Below are 13,491 nucleotides of genomic sequence, written 5' to 3' on the forward strand. Positions count from 1 at the left end.
CACTCAATTCCCAGGACCGGCCCAGCGGCGATGCAGCTTGGCACAGCCGAGCGCACACAGCGCGATGGCTGCACCAAAGTAGGATACCGCCATCGATTCGCCGCTGATCTGGCCTACCCAGCCCAGCCCCAATGCACCCAGTGCAGTCAGTGCGTAGCCCAGCACCCAAAAGGCTGAGCTGGCGCTGCCTCGATGTCGCGGCTCAATGCGGCGCAACACGATCCCCAGGCCTACCGGGAACAATGCACCGTGGCTCAGTCCCGCAACGATCAAGCCGGCAAGATACACCGCCATCGCCAAGCTTCCGCCAAGTCTTGGTGCTAGAGCTATCAGCACCGCACCAATCGCCAAGCCGGCATACCCTAGATGAATTTTTTCGCTCACCAGCTTCCCTCCGGCCTTCTGGCCCACCGCCGTGGCGACAAAAATCAATGATCCGATGAGCCCCAGCAATCGCAGGTCCGTAATGCCGAAGGCACGGACCACCAAAATGGAAGTCATCGCGGTGCAACCGCCCATCACCGCGAAGCCCAAGGTCATCAGCCCGCCCATGCAGAAGTCGCGCAATGCGAAGCGTGGCACCAGCGGAAGGCTGAGTTTCAATCCGTGTCCGCGGTGCATCACGCTGTCCGGGGTCATGGCAAGCAATACGATGCACAGACCTGAAAGTACTGCGTGAACGCTGAAAGCCGTCATTGGCATGGATGGGAAGAAAAAGGTCAGAAATGCAGCCAGGGCTGGTCCGCTGCCCAGACCCACCATATTGGCCACGCTGGAAATGCTGGCACCGCGTCCGGAGCTGGAGACCAGATCAGTCAGATAGGCGGTCGCCGTTCCAGTGACCAGCCCGGCACACACCCCGGAAAGGGCGCGGGCAATGAACAGCATGGGTGCCTCGGCGGCCACTGCATAGAGTATTCCGCTGGCGGCCGAAGCGAGAAGCCCCAGGATCATGACGAGTTTTCGGCCAATGGCATCAGATAGGGAACCGAAGATGCACAATACCGCGAGCACCACGATGGCGTATATCGCAAAAAGTTGCGTTGAGGCGGCGGTGCTTAGGCCATATTCATCCTGAAGCATCGGATACAACGCGGTGGGCATCGTGGTACCGCACATGGCGACCGCATAGGTCCCCAAAACGACGATTAAGGGCCAGCCGCGGATTCGGCTTGGTTTTGTGCGCAGGACCATGCCAAGACCTCGCTCCTATGTTGCGTAACAACCCGGGCCTAGATAAGTCCTAATGTCCTGTCAATGTTTTTCATTATTGTTGCTGATTAAACCGCGCTAAATCAGCAGCCCCAATCAGTCCGGCCACCGGGCCCAATTCCGCCTGGCTGATCTTCGCAAAGGGACGGTATCCCCTGCCAGGCAGGGTGCGGCGATAGGTCTCCTCCGCCGTGGAAACCAGTTGCTTCGACGCAGCACCCAAACCGCCACCGATAACGACGGTTCCCGGGTCCAGAACCGAGACCAGATTCGAGATGCCCAGACCAAGCCATTCGCCCATATCCGCAATGAGATCGGCACAGGCCGGGTCGCCCTCTGCAGCAAGTCGAGTTACCTCCGCGCCGGTGACGGCCTCCGGGTCATCCCCCACGGCCTCGCGCAGCCGGAAGGCCACCGGCGATTTGCTGCGCACAAGTTCGGCTCCTTCTCGGCCCAAGGCATTGCCAGAAGCGTATTGCTCCCAGCAGCCGCGGTTGCCGCAGGCGCACCGATGGCCGCCGGGAACGATCACCTGGTGCCCGAATTCTCCAGCAATGCCGGACTTGCCTCGGTGGATCTGCCCTCCGAGGATCACCGCCCCGCCGATTCCCGTTCCGAGAGTCAGGCACACCATATCGCTCTCACCACGGCCCGCGCCGAAACGGTGCTCGGCCCAGCCGGCAGCGTCAGCGTCATTTACCAGAGTCACCTCGTGTCCAACGAGCTTCATCAGACGGTCGCGCACCGGTTCATTTCGCCAGGACAGGTGAGGGCTGAACAGCACATTCTGCCCCTTGCGGTCCATCCAGCCAGCAGCGCCAATACCCACAGGCAACTCTTCGCTGCCCTCCGAGAGCTCGCGAATCATCTCAGCCAGGGCACGTTCTGTCCCCGCCACATCGTGGTCGGGTGTCTCGCGGCGGATCTGACCGAAGGCGTTCCCCTCTTCGTCGACGAGGGCTGCAAGGATTTTGGTGCCACCGATGTCAACGCCGATGGAAAGATTTGCTGGACTCACAGTCATCCAGCTTAGACCCTCGCAAAGCGCCGACAGTTCCAATGCGCTGCTGGTGCCTAGGACTGTTCACGCGCAGGCGTGACCTTCCACGCGTTGCCCACCATCTGGCATCCCTGCGAATTCAGGACTCATGCAGGCTATTTACCGCCAGCTACGATTCTTTTCGACCCGCCCCCGCCAAGCGGGCTGCTCCCGAACGATTCAGGGTCTAAATTCCGAGTTAAATGATTGGCTACAAGGTAGCACCCGCTCGCGAGATGTCGCAGTCCGGGAAGACACCCAACGGCTATGGGCTGAATTGGGGTTTGTACCATTTCCGAGATTTCCCTCGCTTACCATGCCGACTGCTCATAGTGCGGAAAACGTCGAGCGGAACGTGGCCGCACCAGGTTCGAATTCGTGCAGCATGCACCGGAAGGATCCGTCCCAGGGCCTCCATAGGAAATCGGTTCACTGCGCCCATCGACCAAGGAATTCAATGCATTGCTTGTTTCCATGGGAACGCCCGAATTCAATGCCCTCGGGGTCCGCTGGTAGACCATCTTCGCTGCCGCGGGCATCATCGCCCGCGCAAGTGCGGCCGGAGAATAGTTGGAGCACAAATGAAAGTGCTCGCAAACCGGGGTTTGCGAGCACTATCCGCTGATGGTTATTTCTCGTCATCGAGCACTTCGTCGACGCTGGGGGCAGGTTCAGCCGTTTCCTCAGTGTTCCGCGGTTTTGGCAACTCTGGGTACAGGCATCTCGATGGCCCCCGTCTGGATCTGCTCGAATTCTTCCGGCGTGACCACGGGGATCTCGTAACCCTCTTTGTCGATGAGCTTTCCACCTTCATAGTGGTCTCCCTCTATCAGCCCGCAGATTTCTTCGCGCTTCACCATGCGCGGCGGGGCGGCGGAGAACACCGAAGAGTTCTTCGAATTCCCGAATTTCAGTTCGTTGAATAGCAGGTTCAACAGCACCGCCATGATCGCGGCCGAAGAGATCCCCGAGTGGAAGATCGTTTCGAACCAGCTTGGGAAGCTCGCATAGAAGTCAGGTTTGACGATCGGGACGCAGCCAAAGGAGATCGATGCTGCCACGATGACTAGGTTCATCCCGTCATATTTGATCTTGGACAGGGTTCGAATTCCGGAGGCGGCCACGGTGCCGAAGAGCACGATTCCGGCACCGCCGAGCACCGGGGTGGGAATCGCGGCGACCACACGCCCCAGGATCGGCAGCAGGCCGAGCACCACCAGAATGCCGCCGCCGGCCGCGACCACGAAGCGGCTGGTGATCCCGGTGATGGCCACCAAACCGACATTCTGCGCGAAGGCCGACTGCGTGAAGGTGTTGAACAACGGAGCCACGGCCGAGGAGGCCATATCGGCACGCAGCCCGTCGGCAATGCGCTTTGAATCCACCCGGGATCCGGCGATCTCACCGACTGCCAGAATATCGGCGGTGGTTTCGGTCAGGATAACCAGGACCACGATGGTCATGGAAATGATTCCGCCCAGCTCAAAGACCGGCATGCCAAAGGCCAGCGGCTGCGGGAAGGCGAAGACCGAGCCGGTACCGACCGCGGAGAAATCTGCCATCCCGAGCAGGGCCGCGGCCACGGTGCCGAAGACGATAGCCAAAAGAATCGACATCCGCGAAATTGCGGCGTTGCCGACCTTGGAAAGCAGCAGCACGGCTAGCAGCGTACCGGCGGCGAGCCCGATGTTCGGCAAGGAACCGTAATCGGGAGCCTCGGCACTTCCTCCCATGGCCCAGTTCGCCGCGACCGGAGTCAGCGAGATGCCGATCATCGTAATGACCACCCCGGTGACCACCGGCGGGAAGTACCTAATCACCCGCGCGAAGAACGGCGCGATGAGGAACCCGATGAGCGCGGCAACGAGAACCGCGCCGAAGACGGCCTGGATGCCTCCTCCCCCGTTGACGATGGCAACCATCGTGGCGACCGAGGCAAAGGAGGTTCCCTGGACCAGCGGCAGCTGAGCTCCGAAGAAGGGAATTCCTACAGTCTGCAAGATAGTTGCCAGCCCGCCAATGAACAGGCAGCTGGCCACGAGCAATCCGACTTCCTCGCTGCTCAACCCCGCCGCACCGCCGATGATCAAGGGCGGGGCGATGATTCCCCCGTACATGGTCAGGACATGCTGAAGCCCGTAGGCCAGTGACTTGCCAAATGGTAATTTAGCGTCCTCTGGCCGTAATGCTTTGATAGATTCATCAGGTGTAGCGCTCAAGGCTGACCTCCTACGTCAGTCGCTGCCATAAAGGGTGTGCCGGTGTGTCCGCACCGGCACACCCTTTTCACATCGGGTTAGATAAATGCAGGGATATTGGCCCACACCGGATGGTTGACCTCGGTTCCCTCGCGGGAGAGGGTAGCTTCGATCAGCCCATAGGGCCGATCTGCGGCAAAGAACACTTCATTTGGGTTGTCCTGGCCGAAGACTTCCAGGTCCACCAGGAAGTGGTGCTTGTTCGGCAGGGACATCTTGATCTCCGCAATTTCCGGATGCGCCTCAAGAACCGCTTGGCCCATGTTGTACATGCTCTGCTGCAGCGCGTACGAGTGGGTCTGCGCAAACTGGGTGAGCATCAGCGAACGCACCGAGCTGTACACGGCGTCGTAGTCGATGCCGGCCGCCACGGCCTCCGGGTTATAGCGCCAGCGGGCGGTGACATCGGTGGCCAGGATGCGGTCGGTGGTTTCCTTCAGCGTCGTGTACCGATCAACCGGGAATCCGTGGAACTCGCTGCCCGTGGACTTCAGGACGGTGAGGCCTTCCAGCCCCGCGACGATGCTCTTTTCTCCGTCGGACCCGATTTCCAGGACGGCCGTGCGAATTTCGGACTTGTTCTGCGAGAAGGCGTGGTCGTGATCGTTGATGCGGTCCCAGAAGAACTGCTGCGCCGCCCATCGGCCACCGGTGATCCAGTCGAATTCGCCGGTGAAATGATTTCCCAGCTGAACCAGGAAGTCTTCGATGGCCCCCACGCCGTTGCGGGCCAATCCGTAGACGGTGTTCTTCTGGGTGTCGGTGGGTACGACTCGGGCGTTGTCTCCGTCGATGTGGGCGGCCGTGAAGTCGCCGTGCAGCTGGCTGGTGACGTTCAGATCCTGGATCTGGTGGCGATCGGTGTCGCGGGTGATTTTTACCAGGCGGACCTCGGCCTTGCCATACTGGTTGGATCCAAGCACGATCTTGGTTCCTGCTGGGGCATTGATTTCGGTAGTCATGGTTCTAACTTCCTCGGTACGTGGAATATGCAAACGGGCTGATAAGAAGAGGTACGTGGTAATGCTGGTCGACTTCATTGACGTAAAAGTCGATGCTTACCGCGGGGAAGAAGCTTTCCGTTCCCTGCTTCCCGAAGTAGTCGCCGGTTTCGAAGGAAATCCGGTAGCGTCCTGCTTCAACCTGAGCCGGCCCCAGAGTCTTGATGCGGCCGTCCGCATCGGTGAGTCCGGATCCGATTTCTTGCCAGCCGGATGCCCTGTTGGCTTCCAGCGTGGCCTTGACACCGGAGGCAGGCCTCCCGGTCCCGGTGTCGAGAATGTGGGTGGTGATGTGACTGCGTGCTGCGGTCGATTCATCCATGAAGTACTCCTTAGCTCAAGGGTTGGCTTTAGCCGCTGACCGCGCTGGACATGCGGAGCAGCGCAATCGCACGCAACTGCTCGGCTACTTCGCGCAATTCGGTGTCCTGGTCATTGCCGAGGCGGCGTTCGCATTCGGCGAGGATTTCATTGCTGCTCCGCCCCGCGGCACGGATGAGGAAAACCCTGTTGAAGCGGGCTTCATAGCGGCGGTTGGCTTCGGCCAGACGGGAGGTGACATCGTCATCGAGCCGCAGGCTTGCTTGCTCGCCCCGGGAGAGCGAGGCTTCGGCGGAATCTCCCTGGGCTCGTTCGCCGATGCGGGGGTGATGCGCCAGCGCCGCAGCGATTTCTGACTCGCCAAAGGGCGCGGCACTGCGTTGGGCTGCGGCCGTTAGCGCAGCACTGTCTGCATAGGGGCGTGCGGCCACAAGCTCGTTGATCCAACGTTCCACATCGAGGCATGGCCGCAAGACGGCGGCAGCGTCTGCCTCGGGTAAGTTGTTAAAAACATGCAGGTCCATCGGGTGATCAGCTCTTTTCTTACACCACGATCCGATGGCTGAACACCCTTACCACCGATGGTTCTATCGGCTTCGACTCGATGTTTTTGGATCGTGGAATCTTCGTTCCACTACTGTAAGCCAACTCACACTACCTCCGTCAAGTGGTTTTCGAGGGAAATTTTTTGAAGTGTGATTTATTGTCGGAAATTTCGGTCGCAGGGAAGTTTTTAGGCCGATCCCCTTGCCAGGAGCCGCGCTCGCCCGACATACTGTTTTCGTAGGACAAAAATAAACTTCCGCATTACGGAATCAACTTATCGCAAAAGGAGGGTCGCCATGACCGCCAACCAGTCGGCAAGCATCAACTACTCACCTAAGGAAGCGCGGGTCCTCTCGGCGACCGCGGCGCTCCAGACGGGCATGTTCCAGCCAATCGAGAATCTGGACCCTGACATGTCCCCGCGGGCACGCATCAACACTTCGGCACCGAGCTTCCTGGACCGCCTGCTGCGCAGAAACTAGTTCGCCGACCCCTAGGGGTGCAAAACTTCATAAAGGCCATGTTCCGGAGGCGCCGAGCATGGCCTTTATGTTCTTAAATGGCCCACGTCAAACGGACGTGGGGCTCAAGGGAGGCATCGAAAGATCATTGCGCTGCGTGCTTGGCGCCAGGATCATTCCACGAACCCGCTTCGGCGCGAGCTTCAACCATGAAGAGAAGTGCTGCCCGCGAGGATCTACTTGAGCACCAGCTGCGCCAAGAACGGACGCGCGATTGCCGACAGGGCGCAGGTAATGACGATGGCCAGCGCCGTCGGCTCACCGTCGCCGGTGTCATTGTGAGCCATGATGTAGGCCGTGGCGGAGGTCGGCATAGCTGCCATAAGCACCGCGGTGTTGAACCACATCGATTCGAGATCCGGCGCGAAAATCCAGAGCATCGAAACGGTCAGCAGAGGCAATGCCGCCAGCTTGCCAACCACCATGACCAGCATGGTTCGCTTGGCTCCACGCACCTTGGTATGCGCCGTCCCCGCCCGCCGGTCCAGGGTGCGCTGAACGGTGCGCCGCAAGGATAGACCGATTACGAACAAGGCTCCGGGGGCTGCCGCGGCGGCAATGAGGTCTACGGTGTCATCAAGCGGTTTTGGAATGGGGATCCCCCACATCACCACTGCTCCGCCAAACACCATGGCCCAGGTAACCGGGCTATAAAGCAGTGCATTGCGAACCGTCAACGCGATCCGGCGACCGCTGGGCTTATGCCTGTTTCCCGGGCCTGCCGGCATCATCAGCTGGGCCAAGATGGGAAAACCCACCATAAAAATAACGTTGTGGACCAGCTGCCCCATGCCTGCGGCGAGACCGGCCTGGCTGCCGAGCACCCCGAGAACTACCGGAATTCCCAGATAGGAGACGTTGCCAAAGCTGGTGCTGAGCATGCCAGCCAGGCTCCGCCCGCGCTCTACGCGCAACACATAGCGGAAAAGGACCCAACAGATGAGGGCGAATGCCAACGTCGAGGCGATGCTGACCCACAGGAAATCGAACGGAACTCCCCGACTAACATCGGCCCGGGCAACCACCTTGTACAGCAATGCAGGCAGTGCCACGTAAAAGACAAAAACGTTCAGAGCCGGTTCCACGCTGGGCGGGAATTTCGGTGAATAACTGACCGCGTAGCCAATGAGCATCACGAAGAACAGCGGCAGGACACCGAACAGCACGTCGAGGAACACAAGACTCCTTCAAAGTTCATTTTTGAGTCTTTCCAAGCCTAGTTGTCCTTCCCGCGGCAACCTGCATCGGCTTCGCTGGACCTGCCGAACTTCAGGCATGCTCCGGCGGATTCACATACGCGGCTGCCATGGCACCTGCGACTAGGCTAGATGCCAAAAGGAGTTAATATGCCATCTGCAAACATGCCGACGTCCAGCATCCTGATCACCGGAGCCGGCACCGGCATAGGTCGGGCCACCGCACGGCTGCTACTAGCCCAAGGCTGGAATGTGGTCTTGGCCGGACGCACCGAACAGACACTGCAGGAAGCAGCACAAGGCCACGGCAACGCTCTAGTGGTCCAAGCCGATGTCTCCTCCGCCGAAGAGGTTCGATGCCTATTTGCGAAGGCGACCGAGCATTTTGGTCGTCTCGATACGCTATTCAACAATGCCGGAACGTTCGGTCCCGCAGTCTCCATCGATGAGCTAAGCGCGGAGGACTGGGAGAAAGTCTGCCAGGTGAACCTGACCGGAGCGATGAATTGTGCCCGCGAAGCTTTTAAGCATATGAAGCTGCATGGCGGCGGAAGAATTATCAACAATGGATCAATTTCCGCTCAAGTGCCCCGACCACGGTCGGTGGCCTATGCAGTTACCAAGCACGCCATCACGGGGCTGACTAAGTCCATTGAACTCGATGGCCGCCCGTTTGGCATCTGCGCTTCACAGATCGACATCGGCAACACTGCTAGCGACATCATGGACGAACTCGGCACCTCGCAAGGAGCCTTGCAAGCCGACGGCTCGCGCAAGGTTGAGCCAACATTCGACCTGCAACAGGCAGCGCAAGCCGTAGCCTTCCTGGCTAACAGCCCACTCACCGTCTCCGTCAATCAGCTCACCATTACCGCTGCAGGGATGCCCTATATTGGCCGCGGTTAGTTCGCTTTGCGCGCGGAGTTCAGCTGGTGGCTATAGTGGGACGAACCATTTAGAGTCCAAATTCAGGCAAGTGAGAAGATGAGCGCCGAACCGTCAGCAATGCAAGTGAGCTATCCGGAGAATTGCGGTAATGCCCCACGGCATCTGGTGATTCAGGAAGTGATCGTGGCGCTGCACGGGCGAGATCTGGATCATCTCAGGCTGTGGCTCACCGAGGACATTGAATGGGAAATAGTTGGCTTTGAAACGCTGCACGGGATCGACGCGCTCTGTAGCTGGGTAATGATTTCAGGAGATACGAAATCACTCGAATTCAAAAGCGTGCTCACTCACGGTCGCGAAGGAAGCACCGATGGAAATATCACCAACGGTCAGGATATCTCCGCGGCTTTTAGCCATGTGCTGCGCTTTACCGGAGCAGCGAAAACCGCACGGATCAAGTCCGCGCGCAGTTATCTGGTGTCGAAGCCAATTTAGAAGTACTCGGCCAAGAGCGATTCAAGCTTTGCAAACGCGGAATTCCAGGCCTTTTGGCTGCTCTCGATGACTTCATGTGGCAATGGGCCCTGCGTCAAGGTCACATAGGTCTGGCCGGCAAATTCCTTGAAGTCCAGCTTGGTGTGAATGACCAGATCCAGCGTCATCTCATGCGGACCATCGGCGCTGGCCAGGCATACCTGTTCGTCAAAGATCGTGACCACTGCCTTGAGCGGCACCTGAGCTTCCGGGTTATCGCTTTGTGCCATGGTCAGCTCATGGCGTCCCCCGACCTTCGGCTCGAGAATTACCGAGCCCTCCTGCACCGTCCAGCCATGCGGTCCCCACCACTGCGTAATAATCTCCGGTTCGACGAATGCGGCCCAGACCGCAGCACGAGGAGCGGCGAATTGCCGGGACAAGACAAGTTCATTCATTTCCTGCATACTCGGATTTTACCGTGCTCTCGGCGGGGAATCTAAAGCCGGCTATTTGGGGCGACGGGATTCCATGCGGCTAGCGGTATATACGGTTAGCTCATCGGCCTGAGTTCCGGCGGCCTCGTGGGCGCGCAGCACCATCATGGCGCGGTCCCATTTAATGCGTTCGCGTGGGCTGGTCATGATCGAGCGTTCGGCCGGGCCGAAAATACTCAACCCCAAATACTTCAGGCGCCATCGGGCACGATATCCAAGACTCAAGCCGGTGGTGTCGCTGATGATGGGCAGTGGTGACTCGTCCATGGGGAAACCTCAATTTGTCAGGGCGCCGGAGCCAATTGCGTCCGTGACTTAAGCCTACTCCAATAGTTGGTGCACCAACTATATCCTTAATCACTCGGCGGGCGCCGCGATTCCCGCATCCACCACATCGCCCAGAATCTCGCACAATTCAACGACTTTTTGCTCGCTTAAGTTCAGCCGACTCAGCATCTCATGGGGAATATCCAACGCCTGCTCACGCAGCATTTCCCCCTTCTGCGTAGTCTCAATCAAGATCGCGCGTTCATCGCGCGGATTCTTTCTGCGCTCGAGCAATCCGGCTTTTTCAAGGCGCTTGACCAGCGGGGAGAGCGTCCCGGGATCCAGATGCAGCTTTTCGCTGAGCTCCCGCGCACCGATTGGAGCAGATTCCCACAGGGCCAGCATCACCAGGTATTGCGGGTGGGTCAGCCCCAATGGGTCGAGCACCGGCTTATAAGCTGAAATCACCGATCGTGAGGCGACGGCCAGTCCAAAACACAACTGCCGCTCAAGCTTGAGCAGATCATCACGACGAAGATTGGAGCTGTCCACGATGTTTTGTTCTCCTTGGGGTTCATGCCGGTACCGACACTAAGATCGTACGCCAGCATCCTGAGTCGGGGCTTGGCGGCAGAGCGCCACAGGCGTTAGCCTCAACATCTCGGCAAAGAAGACTTCAAGGAGACCTAGGTGAACCCAGAACTGCGTGCTAGCCGCTCACGATTCACCCGATGGGTAGCCACCCTTGCCCCGTCGGTATTCTCCAGCGTGATGGCCACCGGCATCGTAGGCATGGGTCTGCTGCTTTCCGGGTTCTCCGCCCTCGGCCAGGCTTTCTGCATCCTGGCCGGTATCATGTTCCTCGGACTACTCACGGTGCTGGTCCTGCGCGTCGTGCGCTATCCGACGGCGGTGCAAATTGATGCGCTGAACCCGGCCCTTGGTTTTGGGTTCTTCACCGTGGTCGCAGCCTCGAATGTCCTAGCCCTCGCACTGGCGGTTTTGAAGCTCCCGGGCGCCGCACTGACCGCGCTGATATTCGGGACGCTCATTTGGCTGATCACCACCTACGCGATTCCCGCCGGGCTGGTGCTGCATGAACGTCCGGAACCGGCACTGACCCACGCAAATGGGTCGTGGTTCCTCTGGGTGGTGGCCACCCAATCCGTTGCCGGCGGATTAGCGCATCATACAAGCTTCGGCGCCTGGGCCGCCATGCTTGCCTTAGCTATCTGGCTGCTAGGCTGCGCGCTCTATCTGCTGACCGCTACCCTCGTGACGGTGCGCATGATCCGCTATCCGAACCGCGCCGAGACGCTTTCACCGACGTATTGGATCTTCATGGGGTCCACCGCGATCAGCGTATTGACCGGTTCGCAACTACTCGGCTTGGCAAACCGCGGTGAGATTCCGAACTGGCTGCAAGCAAATATCGCCTTTACCACCTTGGCGTTGCTCGCCATAGGGTTGTGGTTCATCCCCCTGCTGCTGGTCTTCGGAATCTGGCGGCACATCATCCACCGCCACCCGCTGAGCTATGAAACCAGCCTTTGGGCGATTGTCTTCCCGCTGGGCATGCTCGCCACCGCATGTCTTTCCCTGGGATCAATACCGGATTTCTCGGCTCTCTTTACGCTGGGGCAGATAGTGATTTGGGTGGCCGTGGCCAGCTGGGTGGGAACCATCGCCCTATGGGTGGCACGAATCAGGCATCCTGCCTAGTCTTAGGTTATGAGCAACCTTGAACAGGCACCGGCGGAAATCGACTGCAGCAACCTCGATGCACGCTCAGAGGTTCAGGCGCTGGAGCCCCGCCCAGTCCCCCTCGGTGGCCCGCGAGCCATGACGGTCTCCCGGACTCTTCCGCAGAAACAGCGCAGCCTGATCGGCGCGTGGTGCTTCCTCGACCACTACGGACCGGACGACGTAGCGCTCACCGGCGGGATGAACGTTCCACGGCATCCGCACACCGGACTGCAGACCGTCTCCTGGCTCTTCTCCGGCGAAATCGAACACATCGACTCGGCCGGGCATAAGGCCAAAGTGCGCCCCGGTGAATTGAACCTCATGACCGCTGGATACGGAATCACGCATTCCGAAATGCTCTGCGAAGAAACCACGATCTTGCACGGAGCCCAGCTATGGACCGCCCTGCCTGACCGGGTGCGCAATATGGAACCAACCTTCGAAAATTACCGTCCCGAACCGATATACGGCCAAGGATGGATGCTCAACGTTTTCCTCGGCACTCTCGCGATTGGCGAGCAGAGCCTCACCTCCCCGGTGAAGACGCATACCGAACTCAGCGGGGCCGAACTGCATCTGGACCCGCATACCGAGGTCGAAATCGTGGTCCCCGCACATCACGAACACGGTGTACTCGTTGATCAGGGCCGCCCGACGGTCAACGGCAAACCACTTGAGCACCGCGAACTGGGCTTCGTCCGGGCCGGATGCACCACGCTGCGCATCACTGCCGACGAGCAGCCGGTCCGCGCTTTGCTGATCGGCGGAGAGCCGCTTAAAGAGGAGATCCTCATGTGGTGGAACTTCGTGGGACGCAGCCATGAAGAAGTCCTCGCATTCCGCGCGCAGTACCAAGCGGAAATCGGCGCCGAACCAGGAGACAGCTCGGAGGACCGCTTTGGCCCATTCCCGGAAAACACTCCCGCGCCATTGCCGGCGCCGGCGCTACCTACCGTCCGACTACGTACACGAGTTAACCCCTCCTAGAAAGCGGCCACCAAATGAGCGAAATCACACCTGTTTTCCTGCCCGAACGTCGGCGATATGCACTGGACGATGATGGAAAGGTCATTGGCGCAACCCACTTTCGAGAATTCACCGGTTCCGCTGGCACCGAGCGGATCTTTTTCCACACGACCGTGGACGAAGAATACGGCGGACAAGGACTGGCCAGTGTGCTGGTGAAATTCGCGTTGGACAACACCATCGCCGGTGGAGCCAAGATCGTGGCAGTTTGCCCGTACGTCAAGGCCTATGTCGCTAAGCACGCCGAATACCAGCCACACCTCGTCGCGACGACCCCAGAGCACCTGAAAGTCCTGCCACGCGCCTAGCTGCGCAGCTCAAGACCCTGCTTGTCCAGGGCTTCACGGAGGATGCGCAGCGCTTTTGGTCCGACGCCATGCAACCGAAGCAGCGCTTTCTCGCCGGTTTCGCCCGCTTGTTCGAGGCTCGTGATACCAGCGCTTAGCAGCGCCCTGGTGGCCGGTGCGCCGATGGCTGGGAGCTCAGTTTCCATACGCCT

General features: G+C 59.4%; 17 protein-coding genes. 6 read left to right on the forward strand and 11 right to left on the reverse strand.

Annotated elements, in window-relative coordinates:
• Positions 1 to 3 precede the first annotated feature (3 nt).
• The 6 genes from ACT3TP_RS11865 to uraD form a co-directional block, all read right to left on the reverse strand.
• Entirely contained in the window at positions 4 to 1,194 is a 1,191-nt protein-coding gene (locus ACT3TP_RS11865; RefSeq protein WP_096282797.1) for an MFS transporter, read from the reverse strand.
• Between the two features lie 73 nt (positions 1,195 to 1,267).
• Positions 1,268 to 2,230, reverse strand: a complete 963-nt coding sequence (locus tag ACT3TP_RS11870) for an ROK family protein (protein ID WP_255248289.1) — start codon at positions 2,228 to 2,230, stop codon at positions 1,268 to 1,270.
• 704 nt (positions 2,231 to 2,934) lie between these two features.
• Entirely contained in the window at positions 2,935 to 4,470 is a 1,536-nt protein-coding gene (locus ACT3TP_RS11875; protein ID WP_176484040.1) for a nucleobase:cation symporter-2 family protein, read from the reverse strand.
• Between the two features lie 77 nt (positions 4,471 to 4,547).
• On the reverse strand, positions 4,548 to 5,471 hold the full coding sequence (gene pucL, locus ACT3TP_RS11880; RefSeq protein WP_096282801.1) for a factor-independent urate hydroxylase: 924 nt from the start codon (positions 5,469 to 5,471) through the stop codon (positions 4,548 to 4,550).
• Between the two features lie 4 nt (positions 5,472 to 5,475).
• On the reverse strand, positions 5,476 to 5,832 hold the full coding sequence (gene uraH / locus ACT3TP_RS11885; RefSeq protein WP_096282803.1) for a hydroxyisourate hydrolase: 357 nt from the start codon (positions 5,830 to 5,832) through the stop codon (positions 5,476 to 5,478).
• Between the two features lie 28 nt (positions 5,833 to 5,860).
• On the reverse strand, positions 5,861 to 6,355 hold the full coding sequence (gene uraD / locus ACT3TP_RS11890) for a 2-oxo-4-hydroxy-4-carboxy-5-ureidoimidazoline decarboxylase (RefSeq protein WP_444620656.1): 495 nt from the start codon (positions 6,353 to 6,355) through the stop codon (positions 5,861 to 5,863).
• Between the two features lie 318 nt (positions 6,356 to 6,673).
• Between uraD and ACT3TP_RS11895 the strand changes: the two genes are divergently transcribed.
• Positions 6,674 to 6,859: a hypothetical protein gene (locus ACT3TP_RS11895; protein WP_096282807.1), complete on the forward strand. Its 186-nt coding sequence runs from the start codon at positions 6,674 to 6,676 to the stop codon at positions 6,857 to 6,859.
• Positions 6,860 to 7,074: 215 nt separating this feature from the next.
• Here the strand turns inward: ACT3TP_RS11895 and ACT3TP_RS11900 are convergent, their stop codons facing one another.
• Positions 7,075 to 8,076 (reverse strand): AEC family transporter, encoded by a 1,002-nt coding sequence (locus ACT3TP_RS11900; protein ID WP_444620657.1) that lies wholly within the window; start codon positions 8,074 to 8,076, stop codon positions 7,075 to 7,077.
• A gap of 168 nt (positions 8,077 to 8,244) precedes the next feature.
• Here ACT3TP_RS11900 and ACT3TP_RS11905 point away from each other — a divergent pair, with 168 nt between their 5' ends.
• The gene (locus ACT3TP_RS11905; protein WP_096282811.1) at positions 8,245 to 9,000 is read left to right on the forward strand and encodes an SDR family oxidoreductase; all 756 of its coding nucleotides are present in this window, start codon (positions 8,245 to 8,247) and stop codon (positions 8,998 to 9,000) included.
• Between the two features lie 78 nt (positions 9,001 to 9,078).
• Positions 9,079 to 9,477, forward strand: coding sequence for a hypothetical protein (locus ACT3TP_RS11910; RefSeq protein WP_141393420.1), 399 nt, complete (start codon positions 9,079 to 9,081; stop codon positions 9,475 to 9,477).
• Here the strand turns inward: ACT3TP_RS11910 and ACT3TP_RS11915 are convergent.
• From ACT3TP_RS11915 to ACT3TP_RS11925, 3 genes are all read right to left on the reverse strand, one after another.
• The gene (locus tag ACT3TP_RS11915; RefSeq protein ID WP_444620658.1) at positions 9,474 to 9,914 is read right to left on the reverse strand and encodes an SRPBCC family protein; all 441 of its coding nucleotides are present in this window, start codon (positions 9,912 to 9,914) and stop codon (positions 9,474 to 9,476) included. The genes ACT3TP_RS11910 and ACT3TP_RS11915 overlap by 4 nt on opposite strands.
• A 51-nt stretch (positions 9,915 to 9,965) precedes the next feature.
• Positions 9,966 to 10,220, reverse strand: coding sequence for a hypothetical protein (locus ACT3TP_RS11920; RefSeq protein ID WP_096282817.1), 255 nt, complete (start codon positions 10,218 to 10,220; stop codon positions 9,966 to 9,968).
• A 90-nt stretch (positions 10,221 to 10,310) separates the two neighbouring features.
• Positions 10,311 to 10,772: a MarR family winged helix-turn-helix transcriptional regulator gene (locus ACT3TP_RS11925; protein ID WP_096282819.1), complete on the reverse strand. Its 462-nt coding sequence runs from the start codon at positions 10,770 to 10,772 to the stop codon at positions 10,311 to 10,313.
• Between the two features lie 138 nt (positions 10,773 to 10,910).
• Between ACT3TP_RS11925 and ACT3TP_RS11930 the strand changes: the two genes are divergently transcribed.
• Genes ACT3TP_RS11930 through ACT3TP_RS11940 form a run of 3 tightly spaced genes read left to right on the forward strand, consistent with a single transcriptional unit; the run spans position 10,911 to position 13,300 of the window.
• Positions 10,911 to 11,942, forward strand: coding sequence for a tellurite resistance/C4-dicarboxylate transporter family protein (locus ACT3TP_RS11930; protein ID WP_096282821.1), 1,032 nt, complete (start codon positions 10,911 to 10,913; stop codon positions 11,940 to 11,942).
• 9 nt (positions 11,943 to 11,951) lie between these two features.
• Positions 11,952 to 12,953: a pirin family protein gene (locus ACT3TP_RS11935; protein WP_444620659.1), complete on the forward strand. Its 1,002-nt coding sequence runs from the start codon at positions 11,952 to 11,954 to the stop codon at positions 12,951 to 12,953.
• A 14-nt stretch (positions 12,954 to 12,967) separates the two neighbouring features.
• Positions 12,968 to 13,300 (forward strand): GNAT family N-acetyltransferase, encoded by a 333-nt coding sequence (locus ACT3TP_RS11940; RefSeq protein WP_096282825.1) that lies wholly within the window; start codon positions 12,968 to 12,970, stop codon positions 13,298 to 13,300.
• On the opposite strand, the gene ACT3TP_RS11945 is transcribed toward ACT3TP_RS11940, so the two are convergent.
• Entirely contained in the window at positions 13,297 to 13,485 is a 189-nt protein-coding gene (locus ACT3TP_RS11945) for a DNA-binding protein (protein WP_096282827.1), read from the reverse strand. The two genes, ACT3TP_RS11940 and ACT3TP_RS11945, sit on opposite strands and share 4 nt — an antisense overlap.
• Positions 13,486 to 13,491: the final 6 nt, after the last annotated feature.

Origin of the sequence: Glutamicibacter sp. AOP38-B1-38, assembly GCF_052377485.1 — a bacterium.
Lineage (GTDB): Bacteria > Actinomycetota > Actinomycetes > Actinomycetales > Micrococcaceae > Glutamicibacter.